This window comes from Gymnodinialimonas phycosphaerae (genome assembly GCF_019195455.1).
GTDB classification, from domain to species: Bacteria; Pseudomonadota; Alphaproteobacteria; order Rhodobacterales; family Rhodobacteraceae; genus Gymnodinialimonas; species Gymnodinialimonas phycosphaerae.
This window is the reverse complement of the sequence record NZ_JAIMBW010000001.1, coordinates 3,695,541-3,713,554: the sequence shown is the minus strand read 5'-3', so window position 1 is coordinate 3,713,554 and position 18,014 is coordinate 3,695,541. Positions and strand designations below refer to the sequence as shown.

The window sequence follows — 18,014 nt, the reverse complement described above, 5'->3', positions numbered from 1 at the left end:
TACCCGAGCGCTAGGCAACCCTGAGCACGACGGCCATCGCCGAGTCCCCTGCCGCGCAACCCTGAAACAGGCCTACGCCACCGCCGCGCACGGCCAATTCTTCTATAAGTTCAATCATCGCGCGCAGGCCCGTCGGCCCCTGCGGATGCCCCCAGATCAGCGAAGACCCAAAGTTGTTCATGCCCCGCCAATCGAGCCCGAAGGCACGCGCAAACGCAATGTCATTCACGGCAAACGGGTTATGCGACTTGATCGCGTCGACCCCCTCGATCCCGATGCCCGCCCGCTTTAGCGCCACGGCGGCAGCCTTGATCGGCGCGGCGGGCATGAAGCCCTTTTCCTCACGCGCCTGCCTCACGGCCAGCACCTCTACCACCGGTCCATCGGAAATCTCCTTAGCCCGCGAGCGGTCGGCAACCACCACCATCCCGGCATTGCCATCGGCGGGATGTGTCTGCCCTGCAAAAGTGATCGTTCCCCCCGGCACCACCGGCTTCAGGCGCGCCAGCTTCTCGGCGTCCAGCGGCTCCACACCCTCGTCAGTCTCCAGCGTCGCAACCGTCTTGCGGAACCGCGCATCCGGCACTTCCAGCACCGGCATATACCGCCGCTGAAACGCCCGGTCGTCCGCCAGCGCGTCGTCATATTGCGCACGCCTGCACGCCACGAGGTCATGCTGCTCGGATGTCTCGATCCCCTCGCGCGCTGCTACGTTCTCTCCGGTCTGGATCATCCCGTTGCACGCCCATGGATCATGACCGAAGTTATCCATCACGACATCTTCTTTCTGCCCCGTACCACCGGGCGCGGAGGGCGCCGGAAAATACACGTGCGGCCCGTTCGAGCATCGGTCCCCCGACACGATCAAAGCCTGCTGAGCGCCTTGCGCGATCTCTCCCACCGCCGTCGCGATCAGCCGCGCGCCCGTGGCGCAGGCTTGCGATACCATCGGCGCGGCCAGCCCTTCAGCGCCCAACATCGCAGTGAACCATGGGCCGCCAAAGAAACTGCCCTTCTGGATCACCGTCTGCCCAAAGGCCGCAAAATCGAAGCTTTCTGCCGCAATCCCGATCCGAGCCAGTTCCCCGCGGCCCACATGGGCCGCGAACTCGACCGAGTTGAGATGCGCCAACGTGCCCTGCCAGCGTGCAAACGGCGTCGCCCAATAGGCGCCGTATGGAATGAATGCCATCAGGTTTCTCCTACCAGATACACGCCCTCGCCACCTGCGTAGAGCCGCTCGACCAGATCCGCACGACGGGACTTGATCCGCGCGAAATTCAAATTCCCCTTCGCGGTGATTTCTCCGTCCGCAAGGCTTGGGGGTTCCGCCATCACCACGACCCGTGCCACCCGCGCGGCCGAGCCGCCTTGTAGCGTGCCCAATCGTTGCGCGGCGACCTCGGCGGCACCCTCACGGCCTGGCAAAGGCACAATCAAAGCGCCCAATTCGCTGTGCCCTTCGCCCACCAGCACCACATCTTGCGCCACGCCTTTCAGCACGTTGAGCACCTCCAACCGCAGCGCCGCTGCGCGCACCCAGGTGCCCGTCATCAGCTTGAAGTCCTCTCCGATCCGCCCATCGAACTTCAGGCCCAGGTTCATGTCAGCCGGGTCCACGAAGGCCATCGCGTCCCCGGTGCGGAAGTACCCTTCCGCATCAAAGGCCTCCGCCGTCTTGTCGGCATCTCCCAGGTATCCCTTGAAGATCGATGGGCCCTTTACCCGCACCTCATAACGGTCCTCCACCGGGATCAGCTTCACGTGGACACCGGGCAAAGGCACCCCAACGACGCCAGAGCGATCCGTGGGCGCGTGCTGCAGCAAAGCAGCAGGGGCCGTCTCCGTCAGGCCCCAGCTAGAGGTGAACAGCGGCATTTCCCCCCGCACCTCTAGCGCCATCTTTTCCAGATCCGCCCACACGTCCTGCGGCAGGCTCGCGCCCGCGTAGAACAACATATCGAGATCTTGGAAAAACGCCTGCGCAAAGCCCTTGTCCGCCAGCATCGCGTCGCGTAGCGCCGCAAATCCGACCGGGACGTTGAAGCTGATCGTGCCCTGTTTCAGGCGGTTGTTCTCGATCGTCTTGCCCACCAGCGCAGGCGCCGGCTTGCCGCCATCAATGTAAAGCGCGCCGCCATTTGCGAGCACCAGATTGAAATTGTGCGAGCCGCCAAAGACGTGGTTCCACGGCAGCCAATCCACCAGAACCGGAGGACGCTCTCGCACGAACGGCAGGCACGCAGAGATCTGCGCCTGGTTGACGCACATCATCCGGTGCGTGGTCATCACCCCCTTCGGCGCCGAGGTGCTGCCGCTGGTCATCAGGATCTTCGCGACCGTGTCCGGCCCGACGTCTGCCTCTATCGTGCCGCCAACCCGCGCCAATTCGTGCAGGCTCTGCCCCGTCAGCGGCGTCGCCGCGCGCAGCGCCGCGCGCGACATCACGTCCGCCAGGACGGCGCCATCCTCTGCGAAGACAGCCGCAGGCTGGATGAGGGACGCGATATGATCCAACTGCGCCCGCGCAGCGGGGATCGCCGCATATTGCTCGGCCACCGGCACCACCGGTGCGCCCACGTAAAAGCACGCCAAGGCCAATAATCCATGCGCAACCGAGTTGCCGCTGATCACCATGACCGGGCGTCCCGGCCCCAACCCCATATCTGCCAGGCCCACCGCAATCGCGCGCGCCGTGTCGCGGGCTTCGGCATAGCTGACCTCGCGCCATCCCTCGCCAGAGCGTTCCGCCAGAAACACCGCCTCCGGCGTGGCCTCGGCCCAATGCTCCAACCAATCGGTCACACGCTCTGCCACGGGGCCCAGGTCGGGCCGGGCACGCAGCACGATGGCACCGTCGTTCCGGTCCTCCCGGATCACGTCATGTGGTTGATATTTCCCCAACGTCCGGGCCCTCCCAAGCCTCTTCGTCCAATGCGTGGAGGCCGTTTTCCTCCACCCGCCGCAGCGCCGCGATCAATGCCGTGCGCTCCTGCGCCGACATCCCCCGCGTCAGCCGCGCATCATAGGTCCGCAGCGCGTCCCCCGCCTCGGTTAGCCGCGCCAGCCCGGCCGCTGTCACCGTCAGCCGATACACGCGCCGGTCCGCCCCGTCGCGCGCCCGTGCGATCCACCCTGCGCGCTGCACTTCATCGAGGATCTGCACCAGGTTGGGCCGTTCGATCGCCAGCACCTCCGCCAGATCCGACTGCCGAATGCCCGCGTTGTTCGCGATCACCGACAGCGCCGAAAACGTCGTGCGCCGCAGATCGAAGCGCCCCAGAAGCTGCGCTACCCCGCCCACAAGCGCCGAGTTTGCGCGCTTCACGCCGTAGCCCACCAACGCGCGCAGTTCCGCATCACGCTCTTTCATCCGAAATCAGGTGCGCGCTTTTCAAGGAACGCACGAAACCCCTCCTTCGCGTCGGGCGAGGTCTGGGCCATGGCCGTGCACAGCGCCTCGGTGAAAAAGCCCTCCTCCGGTGCCATCGCGTTGATCCTGGCGACCCCGTGAATGGCGAAGTAATTCGACATTCGGGCGTTGCTGGCGATCTGTTCCGCCAGTTCTCTCGCCTTCGCCAGCGGATCCTCGGCCACGTAGTGACACAGGCCAAGTGTCAGACCCTCCTCGGCACCGTAGGAACGACCGGTTAGCATCATCTCGGTCAGCCGATCCGGCCCGATGATCTTGCCCACGCGCACCGTCGCCCCCCCCCCCACAAAGAAGCCGCGCTTGCCTTCGGGCAGTTGGAACTTCACGTCCGGCCCCGCGACGCGCACATGGCAGGACGAGGCCACCTCCAGCCCGCCGCCGATCACCGCACCGCCCATCGCCGTCACGATGGGAAGCCCGCCGAATTGCACCCGCTCCAGCGCCCGATGCCAGCCACGCGAATGAGCCATGCCTTCCGCCGGGTCACGTTCCACCTGCTCCGCCAGATCGAGGCCGGCGCAGAAATGCCCGCCCGCCCCCGTCAGGATGATCACCCGCACGCCTTCGGGCGGGGCGTCGCAAAACCCGGACAACTCCGCGATCAATGCGTCATTCATCGCATTGCGCTTGTCTGGACGGTTCAGGGTCAGGGTCGCCACGCGACCGTCGATGGCAATATCAAGGCTCATTTCGGCGGCAACCTTGTTGCGCCGTCCAACCGGATGACTTCGCCGTTCAGGTAGGGGTTTTCCGCTATGCTGGCGACCAATTGCCCAAACTCCGCTGGATGTCCGAGGCGCGCAGGGAACGGCACATTGGCCACGATAGCCGCTGTTGTTTCGTCAGGCAGGCTCTCCATCATCGGCGTGTTGAACAACCCCGGCGCGATGGCGTTGACCCGAATGCCGGGCCGCGCCAATTCTCGCGCCAAAGGCAAACACATCGACGCAATCGCCCCCTTCGACGCCGCATAAGCCGATTGCCCCACCTGCCCGTCCTGATAGGCCGCGCTGGCCGTGTTCACCACGACGCCCCGCTCGCCCGTGTCCAGCGGCGGCAGGTCCATCATCGCCTGCACGGCATAGGTCATCACGTTGTAGGTACCGAACAGATTAACCTCGATCACCTTGCGGAACGTATCGAGTGAGGTCTTCCCCTCGCGCCCCACGATCCGCGCGGCAAGGCCAACACCCGCGCAATTCACGCAGATCCGCGCCGCTTGCCCGAAACGCGCCATGACGCTGGTCACTGCCGTCGCCGCATGCTCGGCGTCAGTGACGTCGCATTGTTGAGAGTAGCCGCCGATCTCTGCCGCGACCTCGCGGGCACGGTCCCCGTTGAAGTCGAGCACCGCCACATCACAGCCCCGTTCCGCCAGATACCGCGCCGTGGCCTCTCCCAGTCCGCTGGCACCGCCGGTGACAATCGCCACCTGTCCTTCAAGCTGCATGACGTCCTCCCTCCGTACGCTGTCTCCGCCGTCGGCGAGACGCGCGCCGGTTGATTCAAACCGATTCTACAAAATCATTATACCATATAATCATTATCACCACGTGATAAACATCAACGTGATCACTGGGAAGGCCACCAACAGCACCACCCGCAGCAGGTCCGAGGCGACGAAGAACAGCACCGCCTTGTAGGTGGCCGTCATCTTCGTGGTCCGATCCATCGCGTTGATAATGAACAGGTTCATGCCCACAGGCGGCGTGATCAGGCCGACTTCCACAACGATCAGCACGAGGATGCCGAACCAGATCGCGATCAACTCGGTGTTGATCCGGTTCAGCGCGCCCGCGTTCACCCGGCGCAATTCCAATGCGCGGATCTGGTCTCGGGTCAGTTCTTCGCCCGCAGCGAGCGCCTGGAACGCCCCGTCAAGCGCCACGATATCGGCATCGAAATGTACGCGGATGGCGTCGAACTGCACGGTCTGGGCCAGCGTCAGATCCACCCCGTCACGATAGCTTGCCAGAAGGCCCTCTATGCCCTGCGCGGTCATCTCCGGCACCGCCAGCAGCGCTTCCATCGCGCGTGCGCCATGCAGGTCGACCATCGAGACAAAGCCGAAATCGAGACCCTGCATCACCGGCCAGAAGATCGGGATCGTCAACAGGATCATCGACAGGCTGTCCATGAAGCAACCAAGGATCAGATAGAAAACCAAGATCATGATCAGGATCGTGTAGGGGCTGAAACCGCTGCTCCCGACCCATTCCGCGATGCCTTGGGGCACCTGTGTCAGCGCAAGGAAGCCGTTGTAGAACGCCGCGCCAAGAATGATGAAAAAGATCATCGCCGTGGCGCGCGCGGTGACAGTGAACGACTCCACCAATGTCACGCGCGTCAGCCCGCCGTTGAACCAGGCGATCAATCCGGTGCCCAACGCCCCTACCGCAGCCCCTTCGGTGGGCGTGAACCAGCCCGCGTAAATGCCACCGACAACGGCACCGAACACCACCAACACCGGCCAGATCTTGACCATGGATGCGAAGCGCTCGGCGTAGGGAACCCTCGGCATGATGCCGCCCCTCTCGGGAAACAGGCGCACATAGATTGAAATCGCCAGAACATATCCCAGGGCCGCGATGACGCCGGGGATGAAGGCTGCGAGGAACAGTTTGGCGATGTTCTGCTCGACCAGGATCGCATAGATCACCAGCACGATGGAGGGCGGGATCAGGATGCCCAGCGTGCCACCCGCGGCCAGAACCGCCGTGGAAAATCCGCCGTCATAACCGTAGCGCCGCATCTCGGGTAGGGCCACACGGCCCATGGTGGCGGCGGTGGCCAGCGACGAGCCGCAGATCGCCCCGAACCCCGCGCAGGCCCCCACGGCCGCCATCGCCACGCCGCCCTTGCGGTGGCCCAACCAGCCCTCAGCCGCTTTGAAAAGCGCCTGGGACATACCGCCCAAGGTCGCGAAATGCCCCATCAGCAGGAACATCGGGATGATGGATAGCGAATAGCTTGAGAACGTCGTGAACGTCTCAGACTTCAACCGGCCGAAGGGCACTTGTGTGCCGTCGGTCACAAGGACCAATCCGATCAGGCCAGTCACGAACATCGACAAGCCAATCGGCACCCGCAGGAAGATCATCGTCAGCAAAAGCGGGAACGACAGGATCCCGATCAGTTGGTCGCTCAATGCTCTGCCCCTAATTCAGCGGGCAGGATCGTGCGCTTGGTGATCGTCTCGATCACCCGTACGATCGCCAGATAGCTTGACACGATAGCCGCCAACGCGGCCCCCACCAAGCCAATCGCGTAGGAATACCAGACCGGAAGCTGCAGCTCCAACGTCGTCTGTCCCGAGTTGAATTTCGTCATCATACCGCCGTAAAGCTGCACCGCGATCAGGATCAGGACGGCGGCGAAGATCACCTCTGTCACGGCGCGCAACACCCGGTTGGTGCCTTCCGACATGGCCGAGGTGAAGATGTCCACGGTCGCATGGCCACCGGTGATCTGGCAGATCGGCAGGAACGCGAAAACGACGAAACCGATGCCTGCCTCGATCAACTCAAAGGTGCCAAGAAGCGGGCCGACGCCCGCATCGATCATCCATTGCCCCAGACCCGCGAGGATCTGCGCATCGACCATCCAATGAAACAATCGGTCCAGCATCCGCATCAAGACGCCATAGACCGTCAAGCCAATGACGATCGACAGCATGGCCCCCCCCAGGATCGCCATGACACGAGACAGATACGTAAATGCGCGGTGCATGACCCCTCCCCGGGCGCTGCAAGTCAAAGGGCCGCAGCAGATGCTTTGCCACGGCCCCGTTGATCAGCCCTTACTGGGCGCAATCGCCCGACATCAGCTCACGCGCGCGGTCAATCAGCGCCTGGCCGTCCATACCGTTGCCGGCCAGATCAGCGATCCAGCTGGCATAGATCGGCTCGACGATGGGCATCCAGGTCGACTCGGCCGTTTCCTGGTCAATGGTGATGATGTTGTTGCCCAACTCCACCGCGATTTCCCGTGCCGGACCATCCGCGTCCGATTGTGTGCCACCCGCGAAGATCGAGAATTCGAGACCGGAATTCTCGTCGAGGATTTGCTGGAGATCTTCCGGCATGGCCTCATAGGCCTCGTTGTTCATCGCCAGCACGAAGGTCAGGTTGTACAGTGCGGGACCTTCGAATTCGGTGTGGTTCTCGACCAGCTCCGACACGCGCAGCGCGGCGGTGACTTCCCACGGGATCGTGGTGCCATCAATCGTACCGCGCGACAGGGCCTCGGACACCGCCGGCACCGGCATACCCACGGGCGTCGCCCCCGTCAGTTCCAACAATTGGTTCACAAGGCGAGAGCCGCCCCGGATCTGCATGCCCTCAAGGTCGGATGGGACCTCGACCGGATCAGCCGTGTGGAACATACCGGGGCCGTGGACCCAGGTGCCAAGCAGGTGCACGGAGGAGAACTCCTCCTGCATGCTTTCCTCGTACATCGTCCAATAAGCGCAGGACGCGGCGCGCGCGTCTGCAACCATGAACGGCAGTTCAAACACCTCGGTCGACGGGAAGCGGCCCGGCGTATAGCCGACCACGGTCCAGACGATATCGGCCACGCCGTCGATTGCCTGGTCCATCAATTCAGGCGGGGAGCCTCCCAACTGCATCGAGGGGTAGCGCTCGATCTCGATACGACCGCCCGAGGCCTCTTCGACCTGATCGGCCCACACGTCCAGCACCAGCGACGGCACGTTGGCCTGCGCCGGCAAGAACTGGTGCAGGCGCAATGTGACCTCCTGGGCCATCGCGCCAGAGGCCACCATGGCCCCCACCGCAACGGTGCCAAGCGCCGTCATAAGGGTTTTCTTCGTCATGTTGATCTTCCTCCCATTGGTTCTTCGGTGACGGTTTGTCCGCCTGGTTCCCGAAACTTGCGCAGCCAAACCTCCCTGACTCAACTGCGCGCTAAATAGATATGGAGCATAATAGTTATATCATGTCACCAATTTTACTCGATTTCTGCTCGAGTCCCTCGCAGTACGCCCGTTACTTCCGAACAAATCTCGTTCTTCCTGAACAAAAGAAAGCGCACTTATCATTGTCGCGCTTGCCGTGCTGCCAGAGGACCCGATAGAATCACTTCCATGAGTGAAATCTACACGATGCCGGGTCATCTGATACGGCGTTTGCAACAAATCTCGATTTCGGTCTTCTCGGACCGAATGCGCGCGCTGGGTCACGACCTGACCGCGCCGCAGTTTGCGACGCTGGCGGTTCTGGCGCGCGCCCCGGGCATCGATCAGGCGACACTGGCGGGGATGATTGCCCATGACCGCCCGACGATTGGCGGCGTGGTCGAGAGGTTGGAGGCCAAGGGCCTTGTCACCCGCCATCAGAACGAAAAAGATCGCCGCGCCAAAGTCTTGGCTCTTACAGACGAAGGGGCCGCCCTGTTCCAGCACCTGCTTCCCTACGTCCGTGACATCCAGCCCGACATCTTGCCCGGCCTGACCGAGTCCGAGCGTACCGAGTTCATTCGCCTCGCCGCCAAGGTGGCCGAGGCGGGCAATGCAAGCGCCCGCGCGCCATTGGTCTCGAAGCCCGCTCACGACGCCACCTGAAGCCATTCCTGCGTTGTCGGTCCAAGGCTCTCCAATATCCCGTGTACCGTCGCGCGGCAGGCAATCTCGGCCCGTGTCTCACCCAAGGCCATCTCCGCCGCAGGGTTCGACCGTAGGATCAACCGCCGCCAGCCGTGCAACACCAGCACCCGCAGCGCCAAGCGATCCAGCGGGTCGTCGGGCAAGGCCCCGATCGCGGCGACCGCTGCCTCCAGCGCCAAGAACTCGCGTTCGCATCCCGCCTCTGCCACCACATCGCGCACCCATCCCGGCAGGCCCCTCGGGCCCGGTGCCGTCACCAGCCAAGCCTTCGGCATGTCCTCCACCGGCCCGAACGCCAGCGCAAAACTGCGCGAGATCGCAACAGCCGAGACGCTGTCGGGCAGCACCGTCAACCCATCCGGCATGTCCGGTGGCATCCCCACCAGATGCCACCCGCCCGAGCCCGCCGCCGGGCCATAAATCCGCCCCGCCACGCGCCATGTCTGCGCAAGCGCCGACGCCGAGAGGCGGTGAAATCCCACCCGTCCGTCGCGGCGGCTTTCCACCCAGCCATCCCGCTTCAACCGGTGCAACGCCACCCGCATCGCTTGCGGCTGCAATCCGACGCGCTCCACCAGGGCCGACAGCGCGATGCCCGAAACCTCGACCGCTTGCTCCTGGCTCACGTCCCCAAGGCATGACACCAGAACCGACCACAGCTTCAATGGCGCTTGCGCCTCCAGGGCCTCGGCCAATTGGCGGACAGGGTCGCTCACTTGGCCACCATCGTAAGCAATTCGTATTCTGCAACGGCCTCACCATCCTGATTAGACACCGCCGCGTGCCATCGCACCTCGCCGTAGTCTTCATTCCGAGACTTCCGGTCCATCACCGTCAGGTCAACTGTGATGCTATCGCCAGGCACGACAGGCTTCAGGAACCGCAGGTTATCAAGGCCCGTATTCGCCAAGACAGGGCCCTCCGCCGGTTCCACAAACAGCCCCGCCGCAAACGACAGGATCAGGTAGCCGTGCGCCACGCGCCCCGGAAAGAACGGATTCCGCTTGGCGGCGTCCTCGTCCATATGGGCGTAAAATGTGTCGCCGGTGAAGCGCGCAAAGGTCTCCACATCCTCCAGCGTGATCGTGCGGGCCTCGGTCCGCAACGTCCGCCCCAAGGCCAGATCACCGAATTTCAGCGTGAACGGATGCGGCTTGGCCTCAACCTTGGACGCCCCCGGCACCCAACGCCCCGTTACGGCCGAGATCATGGAAGGCGAGCCCTGTACCGCCACCCGGTGCATGTAATGCTTCACCGCCCGGATGCCCCCCAGCTCTTCCCCACCGCCAGCCCGTCCCGGCCCGCCATGAGTCAAATGCGGCATCGGCGCGCCGTGGCCCGTGGCCTCGCGACCCGTGTCACGGTCATTGATATAGACCCGCCCGTGCCACGCGCCGATCCCCAGCGCGACGTCTCGCGCGACGTCGCTATCGTGGGTGAAAAGCGATGCCACCAGCGACCCTTGCCCTTTGTTGGCCAATGCAACCGCATGGCCCAGATCGCGATAACCCATCACCGTCGACACTGGTCCAAAGGCCTCTGTCCCGTGCACGGCCTCTGCCCCATCCGGGTCCGCACAGTGGAATAGCTTGGGAGAGAAGAAGGCGCCACGGTCCATCCCGTGCTCTCCTTCGAACACGCATTCCGCTTCGGTGCCAATCAGCGCGGCCTTCTCCAACACGTCATCCCTTTGCGACGCCGAGACGACAGGCCCCATCCGTGTGGCCTTGTCCCGTGGGTCGCCCACCACCAGCCCCGACAACTGCGAGGACAGCCGCTCAATGAGCGGTTGGAGGAGGGGTTGCGGCACCAACACCCGCCGGATGGCGGTGCACTTTTGGCCCGCCTTGGTGGTCATCTCGCGGACCACTTCTTTCACCATCAGGTCGAACTCCGGGCTTTCTGCCGTCACATCCGTTCCCATGATCGAGGCATTCAGCGAATCCTGCTCTGCCGTGAACGGCACGCCCCTTGGCAAGGCGTTCTGCACCACCTCCGCCGTCGCGGCAGAGCCGGTGAACGTCACCGCATCCTGCGGCCCCAAATGGCTCAACCCATCGCCCACCCCGCCGCAGATCAACTGCAATGCGCCATCCGGCAACACGCCCGCGTCCAGCATGAGCCGCACGCATAGCTCCGTCACATGGCACGTGGCCGTCGCCGGTTTCACGATGCTTGCCACCCCCGCCAGTAGCGCGGGGGCGATCTTTTCCAACATGCCCCAGACCGGGAAATTGAAGGCATTGATGTGCAGCGCCACGCCCAGCCGCGGTGTATAGATATGCTGCCCCCCGAAGGCACCGGTGCGTCCGAGGCTTTCGAACCCGCCATCAAGCAGCACATGCCCCTCGGGCATCTCTCGGCGCCCCTTGGATGCGAAAACGAACAGCGTCCCGATGCCCCCGTCCACGTCAAACCCGTGGTCCGCCTGGGTCGCCCCGGTGGTGAACGACAGGTCATAGAGCGCCTGTTTGTTCGCATTCAGATGCAGCGCCAGCGCCTTCAACATCCGCGCCCGGTCGTGGAAATCCATTGCCCGCAAGGCAGGCCCGCCAACCTCCCGCGCGTAGCCGATCATGCCTTCCACATCGAGATTTTCATTTCCCGCCAAGGCGATGACCTGCCCGGTCGCGGCATCGGCCACTTCTCGTGCGCCTGCACCAGCGGGCACCCATAGGCCTTTTGCGAAGCTGCTGACATGTTGCATGATCTTCCCCTCCCGAAAAATCTTGTAACACTTTGCGGTATCGGTAAGGATCGCGCAACACCGATGTTGGGAGGCATCACATGCGCTCAGGTAGCGACGCGATCGCGCGACTGAAAAAATGACCACAAGTTCCATGACACCGAAGGACCGCGCCCAGAAAAGCGCCGCGGCCATGTGGGAGGGGGACCGTGCCTCGACCTGGGTCGGCATGGAGATCACCCATATCGATGAGGGTACCGCCACTCTTTCCCTCAGGATTCGCGAAGACCACTGCAACGGTCACGGCATCGGCCACGGCGGCGTCACGTTCATGCTTGCCGACAGCGCTTTCGCCTTCGCGTGCAATTCGCGCAACGCAGCCACGGTCGCGCAACACAACACGATCAGTTTCCTCGCCCCGGTTCGCTTGGGCGACACACTCACCGCCACCGCCGTCGAAACGACGCTCAAGGGCCGCTCCGGCATCACCGACGTCACCGTCACCAATCAAACCGGCGACACGGTCGCCCTGTTCCGAGGTGCCTCCCGCGCCATCGGTGGCACCCTGTTCGAGGAATAGATCATGCGCGACCTCACCCCGCCCCGCGACACGCTGGACCCGATCGAAGTGGCCTCCCGCGACGAAATCAGCGCCTTGCAACTCTCGCGTCTCAAGTGGTCGCTCGCCCATGCTTACGACAATGTGCCGTTCTACCGCGCACAATTCGACAACCATGGCGTGCACCCCTCGGACCTGCACAGCCTCACGGACCTTGCCAAGTTTCCCTTCACGGTGAAATCTGACCTGCGCGACAATTACCCCTTCGGCATGTTCGCCGTCCCCCGCGACCAGATCACCCGCATCCACGCGTCATCGGGGACAACCGGCAAGCCCACGGTCGTGGGCTACACGGCCAATGATATCGAGATGTGGTCCAACATGGTCGCCCGCTCCATGCGCGCCTCCGGCACCCGGCCCTGCGACCTTGTCCATATCGCTTATGGCTACGGCCTTTTCACTGGCGGCCTCGGCGCACACTACGGGGCCGAGAAACTGGGCTGCTCCGTTGTGCCCGTCTCGGGCGGGATGACCGCGCGCCAGGTCACCCTGATCGAGGATTTCCGCCCCACCACCATCATGGTTACGCCGTCCTACATGCTGAACCTGCTGGAGGAATTTCACCGCCAGGGCATCGACCCGCGCAGTACCTCCCTTGAAGTCGGTATCTTTGGGGCAGAGCCCTGGACCAACAAGATGCGGTCCGAGGTCGAAGCAGCCTTCGACATGCACGCCGTCGACATCTACGGCCTGTCCGAAGTCATGGGCCCCGGCGTCGCCAACGAATGCGTGGAGACCAAGGACGGGTTGCACATCTGGGAAGACAACTTCTACCCCGAGGTCATCGACCCCCAGACGGGCGAGCCCGTGGAAGACGGCGAGATAGGCGAACTGGTCTTCACCACGCTCACCAAGGAAGGCATGCCGATCATCCGCTACCGCACCCGTGACCTCACCCGCCTTCTGCCCGGCACCGCGCGGTCGATGCGACGGATGGAGAAAGTCACCGGCCGTTCCGACGACATGATCATCCTGCGCGGCGTCAACGTTTTCCCGACCCAGATCGAAGAGCAGGTGCTGACCGTCGACGGCCTCGCCCCCTACTACCAGATCGAGCTGGTCAAGGACGGCCAGATGGACGCCATGAAGGTCCATGTCGAAAGCCTGCCCGAGCATGGCGACGGCGAGTCGCAGGCTGTGCAGGCCGCCACGCTGGCGCACCGGATCAAGGAGGTGGTCGGCGTCTCGGCCAAGGTCGTTGTCGCGGTGCCGGGCACGGTCGAACGCAGCCAGGGCAAGGCGCGCCGGGTCATTGACAAGCGCCCCTAGGGCGTCGCCCCGGCAAGGACGGGCCGACCGACCGGGGGATTTCATCCCCCGGACCCCCTGAGAGTTTTTCCAGCAAGATGAAAGAGAGCGTTACGTTACCAATATTTTCAATTGAGCTAGCAGCGGTAACATTATGTGGACGAGATTGCTGGAATCTGATAGATGCGAGCGTCGAATGGGAGGACTTACATGTACGCGCAAATGGTGAAATCCGAGGCTACCTCCGACGATCCGGAATTGCTTGCCGCCTTCCAGGCCCGCATCGATGCGGGCGAAAAGATTGAACCCAAGGACTGGATGCCTGAAGGCTATCGCAAGACGCTGATCCGCCAGATCGGCCAGCACGCGCATTCGGAAATCGTGGGCCAACTGCCCGAAGGGAACTGGATCACCCGGGCGCCCACGTTGGAGCGCAAGGCGATCTTGCTGGCCAAGGTGCAGGACGAGGCCGGGCACGGCCTCTACCTCTATTGCGCAGCGGAAACGCTGGGGATTTCCCGCGATGAGATGACGGAAATGCTGCTGGACGGACGGATGAAATATTCGTCTATCTTCGCCTATCCGACCTTGACTTGGGCTGACATGGGTGCCGTGGGCTGGCTGGTCGATGGCGCCGCCATCATGAACCAGGTGCCGCTTCAGCGCACATCCTTTGGGCCGTATTCACGGGCCATGATCCGGGTTTGCAAAGAGGAATCCTTCCACCAGCGCCAGGGCTTCGACGTCATGATGAAGATGTGCGCCGGCACGGACGCGCAAAAACGCATGGCGCAAGACGCGCTCAACCGTCTGTGGTTCCCGTCCCTGATGATGTTCGGCCCCTCTGACAAGGACAGCGTTCATTCCAGCCAGTCCATGGCGTGGAAAATCAAGATGAACACCAACGACGAGTTGCGCCAGAAGTTCGTGGATCAAACCGTACCTCAGGCCGAATACCTCGGCCTGACGATCCCGGACGAAACGCTGAAGTGGAACGACAAAAAGAAAGGCTACGATTTCGCCGAGCCTGATTGGGAAGAATTCTTCGATGTCCTCAAGGGCAATGGCCCCTGCTCCACCGATCGCATCGCCACCCGCCAGAAGGCCTGGGACGACGGGGCTTGGGTGCGCGAAGCGATGAACGCCCACGCCGACAAGAAAGCCGCCGCCAAGGTTGCTGCGGAATTATCCACGCGCCTCATACCAACTGGCAGTTGGCCGAGGTGAATATCGCGCGCCTCAAAGCGCCCGCGGGTGATCCTCTGGTCGCGCCCTTCATTGACGCGCTGGAACGCGTGAACACCATCGCGGAACGCATCGACGGTTTCATTTGGCGCTACACAGACGACAGCGGCAATGCGACCGACACGCAGGTGGCGACAGACCCGCTGGTGATTTTCAATGCCTCCACATGGCGCGATGCGCAGGCACTGGAAACCTTCGTCTGGGGCACCATCCACAAGCAATTCTACCACCGCCGGGCCGAGTGGTTCGAAGCGCTCGGATCCATGCATTTCGCCATGTGGTGGGTGCCACCCGGCACCTACGTCACCCCGGCCGACGCCATGGCGCGCCTGGCGCATCTGGACGCCCACGGGCCAAGCGACACCGCGTTCGGTTGGGCCGACGTCCCCGGTGCAACCCGCTGGCATGCCAAGCGATGCGCCCCCCTTACCGCTGCGGAGTAAACCATGACTGACAGTTCCAAATCCGATCGGCGCGAATGGCCCCTGTGGGAAATCTTCATCCGGGGACAGCACGGCGCCTCGCACCGCCATGTCGGATCGCTTCACGCGCCCGACGCCGAAATGGCAATCCTGAACGCCCGCGACGTCTACACCCGCCGAAAGGAAGGCATCTCCATCTGGGCCGTGCCCGCGAACGCGATTGCCGCCTCCAGCCCCTCCAAGAAGGGCCCGATGTATGACCCGGCCGAAGACAAGGCCTACCGTCATCCCACCTTCTTCAACATCCCAAAAGAAGTGGGCCCGATGTGATGGAGTTTTTTTCCGTCCTACCGCTTCGCTTCTGGAGGACGCAGCTTTCAGTCCCACCGCTTCGCTACTTGAGGACGCAGCTTTCAGTCCTACCGCTTCGCTACGTGAGGACATGATGCCAAATACCGACACAGCTCTTTTCGAGTTTCTGCTGCGGATGGGTGACAACACCCTGATCCTGGGCCATCGCCTGTCGGAATGGTGCGGCAAGGGCCCGATCCTGGAAGAGGACATCGCCCTGGCCAACACCGCGTTGGACTTTATCGGCCAGACGCAAATGTGGCTTGGCCTTGCCGGTGAAGTTGAGGGCGCGGGCCGGTCCGCCGACGATCTGGCAATGCTTCGCGACGCCTGGGATTTTCGCTGTTGCCTTCTGGTGCAGCAACCCAATGGCCACTTCGGCCAAACCATGATGCGGCAATTCCTATTTGATCACTGGCACTTGGGCGCCCTTCGCGCCCTCAAGGCCAGCACCCATGACCAGATCGCCGCCATTGCCGCGAAGGCGGAAAAGGAAGTCACCTACCAAGCCGAGCGCTCTGCCGATCTGGTGATCCGCCTGGGCGACGGTACCGAGGAAAGCCACGCCAAGATGCAGGGCGCGCTGGACTTGCTCTACCCCTACGTCGGGGAACTCTTCACGCCGAACACAGCACTTCCCGGCATCGCCCCTGATCCGTCCGCCCTGCGCGCGGCCTATGATGCCGCCACCGGGGCAGTGCTGTCAGAGTCCACGCTATGCGTCCCCGAAAGCCGCTTCGCCCACCAAGGCGGCCTCACCGGCGCTCGTCATTCCGAGCATCTGGGCCATCTTCTGACGCAGATGCAGTGGCTGCAACGCGCCTATCCCGGCGCCTCATGGTGAGGCCCTCCACCGAGCAGATCTGGGATTGGCTCGATGCTATTCCCGACCCGGAAATCCCCGTGATCTCTGTGGTCGACCTTGGAATCGTCCGCGATGTGCAATGGCGCGGCGACACCCTCGAAGTCACCCTGACGCCCACATATTCCGGCTGTCCCGCAACCGCTGTAATCGAGATGTCGGTGACGCAGGCGTTGCACGGGAACGGCATCGACACCCTTACGCTGAAGCGGCAGATCGCGCCGCCCTGGACCACCGATTGGCTGTCGGAAAAGGGCCGCGCCAAGCTGGAGGAATACGGCATCGCCCCGCCCAATCCGGCGGGCGGCCCGGCCCAATGCCCACGCTGTCACTCCACAAACCTCGAACGGATCAGCCAGTTCGGCTCTACCCCCTGCAAGGCCCAATGGCGCTGCAAGGACTGCCTGGAACCCTTCGACTATTTCAAGTGTATCTGAATGGCCAAATTCATCCCCCTCACTGTCACGGGTATCCACCGCACCACCGCCGATGCGGTCTCGGTCCGGTTGGTCCCGAAAGACGGCTCCACGCTGCCGTTCACGCAAGGGCAGTATCTCACCTTCCGGCAAGTGATCGACGGCGTGGAACTGCGGCGCGCCTATTCAATCAGTGCGGGCGTTGCCGACGGCACGCTGGAGGTTGGGATCAAGCGCGTCGCGGGGGGCGCCTTTTCCACCTGGGCCAATGAGACGCTGGCCATCGGCGACACCGTCGAAGCGCTTTCCCCAATGGGAAGCTTCCATACCCCGCTGAATCCGGATGCACGAAACCACTACCTGGGCTTCGCCATCGGCTCTGGGATCACACCGATCTTGTCCATCCTGCGCAGCACCCTCGCCGTGGAGCCCAAAAGCCGGTTCACCCTGATCTACGCCAATCGCACCGCCCGTGACGTCATGTTTCGGGAGGAGTTGGAGGACCTCAAGAACGAGAACCTCACGCGCCTCACGATCGTCCATATCCTCAAGAACGACCCCACGGGCATCGACCTCTTCACCGGCCGCATCGACGCGGCGAAGCTGGACGCCATGTTTGCCCAGTGGGTTGATGTCGACACAGCCGATGCCGCCTTCATCTGCGGGCCGGAACCTGCGATGGAAACCATCGCGGACCGCCTCGCCCACCACGGAATGGCCCGCGACGCCATCAAATATGAGCTTTTCGCGGCGGCCACCCAACAAGGCCGTCTCCCGCAAAGCCATGCGCCCGAAGATGCCGCCACTCAAACGACTGCGACGATCATCGTGGACGGGACCGCGCAAGAGGTCGCCGTCGCCCCCGGTGAGACCCTCCTTGCCGCCGCCCTGCGTGCGGGCCTTGATGCGCCCTACGCGTGCCAGGCCGGTGTCTGCTCGACCTGCATGTGCAAGGTGACGGAGGGCGAGGCACAGATGATCACCAACCATGCGTTAGAGGATTATGAGGTTGCCCAAGGCATGGTCCTCAGCTGTCAGGCTCTGCCCATCGGGGACAAGATCACGGTCGAATACCTCGACCACTGATGCGCGCCCTGCCCCTCTCCGTT

At 63.2% G+C, this 18,014-nt stretch carries 19 protein-coding genes; 9 read left to right on the top strand and 10 right to left on the bottom strand.

Annotated features, from left to right (window positions below; genetic code table 11):
- Positions 1–10: 10 nt before the first annotated feature.
- The 8 genes from KUL25_RS18590 to KUL25_RS18555 all read right to left on the bottom strand — a co-directional run bounded on the left by KUL25_RS18590 (position 11) and on the right by KUL25_RS18555 (position 8,267).
- Positions 11–1,192 carry a thiolase family protein gene (locus KUL25_RS18590; protein WP_257894258.1) on the bottom strand — a complete coding sequence of 394 codons (1,182 nt, stop codon included), beginning with the start codon at positions 1,190–1,192 and terminating at the stop codon, positions 11–13.
- Positions 1,192–2,904: a feruloyl-CoA synthase gene (locus tag KUL25_RS18585; RefSeq protein WP_257894257.1), complete on the bottom strand. Its 1,713-nt coding sequence runs from the start codon at positions 2,902–2,904 to the stop codon at positions 1,192–1,194. Before KUL25_RS18585 ends, KUL25_RS18590 begins: the two co-directional genes overlap by 1 nt.
- The gene (locus tag KUL25_RS18580; RefSeq protein ID WP_257894256.1) at positions 2,882–3,373 is read right to left on the bottom strand and encodes a MarR family winged helix-turn-helix transcriptional regulator; all 492 of its coding nucleotides are present in this window, start codon (positions 3,371–3,373) and stop codon (positions 2,882–2,884) included. The genes KUL25_RS18585 and KUL25_RS18580 overlap by 23 nt, the downstream gene beginning before the upstream one ends.
- A complete protein-coding gene (locus KUL25_RS18575) occupies positions 3,370–4,122 on the bottom strand; it encodes a crotonase/enoyl-CoA hydratase family protein (RefSeq protein WP_257894255.1) in 753 nt (250 codons plus the stop codon). The genes KUL25_RS18580 and KUL25_RS18575 overlap by 4 nt, the downstream gene beginning before the upstream one ends.
- Positions 4,119–4,883 (bottom strand): SDR family NAD(P)-dependent oxidoreductase, encoded by a 765-nt coding sequence (locus KUL25_RS18570; RefSeq protein ID WP_257894254.1) that lies wholly within the window; start codon positions 4,881–4,883, stop codon positions 4,119–4,121. The genes KUL25_RS18575 and KUL25_RS18570 overlap by 4 nt, the downstream gene beginning before the upstream one ends.
- Positions 4,884–4,979: 96 nt before the next feature.
- Positions 4,980–6,581, bottom strand: a complete 1,602-nt coding sequence (locus KUL25_RS18565; RefSeq protein WP_257894253.1) for a TRAP transporter large permease — start codon at positions 6,579–6,581, stop codon at positions 4,980–4,982.
- Complete coding sequence (locus KUL25_RS18560) at positions 6,578–7,162, bottom strand: TRAP transporter small permease (protein ID WP_257894252.1); 585 nt, start codon at positions 7,160–7,162, stop codon at positions 6,578–6,580. The genes KUL25_RS18565 and KUL25_RS18560 overlap by 4 nt, the downstream gene beginning before the upstream one ends.
- A gap of 70 nt (positions 7,163–7,232) precedes the next feature.
- On the bottom strand, positions 7,233–8,267 hold the full coding sequence (locus KUL25_RS18555; RefSeq protein ID WP_257894251.1) for a TRAP transporter substrate-binding protein: 1,035 nt from the start codon (positions 8,265–8,267) through the stop codon (positions 7,233–7,235).
- Positions 8,268–8,537: 270 nt separating this feature from the next.
- On the opposite strand from KUL25_RS18555, the gene KUL25_RS18550 reads away from it, so the two are divergent.
- Positions 8,538–9,014 carry a MarR family winged helix-turn-helix transcriptional regulator gene (locus KUL25_RS18550; RefSeq protein ID WP_257894250.1) on the top strand — a complete coding sequence of 159 codons (477 nt, stop codon included), beginning with the start codon at positions 8,538–8,540 and terminating at the stop codon, positions 9,012–9,014.
- Here the strand turns inward: KUL25_RS18550 and KUL25_RS18545 are convergent.
- Both KUL25_RS18545 and paaZ read right to left on the bottom strand, forming a co-directional pair.
- Entirely contained in the window at positions 8,999–9,772 is a 774-nt protein-coding gene (locus KUL25_RS18545) for a hypothetical protein (RefSeq protein ID WP_257894249.1), read from the bottom strand. The genes KUL25_RS18550 and KUL25_RS18545 overlap by 16 nt on opposite strands.
- Entirely contained in the window at positions 9,769–11,763 is a 1,995-nt protein-coding gene (gene paaZ / locus KUL25_RS18540) for a phenylacetic acid degradation bifunctional protein PaaZ (protein ID WP_257894248.1), read from the bottom strand. The genes KUL25_RS18545 and paaZ overlap by 4 nt, the downstream gene beginning before the upstream one ends.
- 133 nt (positions 11,764–11,896) lie before the next feature.
- On the opposite strand from paaZ, the gene paaI reads away from it, so the two are divergent.
- The 8 genes from paaI (at position 11,897) to KUL25_RS18500 (ending at position 17,991) form a co-directional block, all read left to right on the top strand.
- Entirely contained in the window at positions 11,897–12,322 is a 426-nt protein-coding gene (paaI, locus tag KUL25_RS18535; protein ID WP_257894247.1) for a hydroxyphenylacetyl-CoA thioesterase PaaI, read from the top strand.
- Between the two features lie 3 nt (positions 12,323–12,325).
- Entirely contained in the window at positions 12,326–13,630 is a 1,305-nt protein-coding gene (paaK, locus tag KUL25_RS18530; RefSeq protein WP_257894246.1) for a phenylacetate--CoA ligase PaaK, read from the top strand.
- 189 nt (positions 13,631–13,819) lie between these two features.
- A complete protein-coding gene (gene paaA, locus KUL25_RS18525) occupies positions 13,820–14,836 on the top strand; it encodes a 1,2-phenylacetyl-CoA epoxidase subunit PaaA (RefSeq protein ID WP_257894245.1) in 1,017 nt (338 codons plus the stop codon).
- Complete coding sequence (locus tag KUL25_RS18520) at positions 14,833–15,297, top strand: DUF3291 domain-containing protein (protein WP_345791025.1); 465 nt, start codon at positions 14,833–14,835, stop codon at positions 15,295–15,297. The genes paaA and KUL25_RS18520 overlap by 4 nt, the downstream gene beginning before the upstream one ends.
- A 3-nt stretch (positions 15,298–15,300) precedes the next feature.
- Positions 15,301–15,606 (top strand): 1,2-phenylacetyl-CoA epoxidase subunit PaaB, encoded by a 306-nt coding sequence (gene paaB, locus KUL25_RS18515; RefSeq protein ID WP_068358244.1) that lies wholly within the window; start codon positions 15,301–15,303, stop codon positions 15,604–15,606.
- Positions 15,607–15,718: 112 nt separating this feature from the next.
- Positions 15,719–16,471 carry a 1,2-phenylacetyl-CoA epoxidase subunit PaaC gene (gene paaC, locus KUL25_RS18510; RefSeq protein ID WP_427854457.1) on the top strand — a complete coding sequence of 251 codons (753 nt, stop codon included), beginning with the start codon at positions 15,719–15,721 and terminating at the stop codon, positions 16,469–16,471.
- The gene (gene paaD / locus KUL25_RS18505; RefSeq protein ID WP_257894242.1) at positions 16,465–16,926 is read left to right on the top strand and encodes a 1,2-phenylacetyl-CoA epoxidase subunit PaaD; all 462 of its coding nucleotides are present in this window, start codon (positions 16,465–16,467) and stop codon (positions 16,924–16,926) included. Before paaC ends, paaD begins: the two co-directional genes overlap by 7 nt.
- Entirely contained in the window at positions 16,927–17,991 is a 1,065-nt protein-coding gene (locus KUL25_RS18500) for a ferredoxin--NADP reductase (protein WP_257894241.1), read from the top strand. It begins immediately after the preceding gene.
- Positions 17,992–18,014 lie beyond the last annotated feature (23 nt).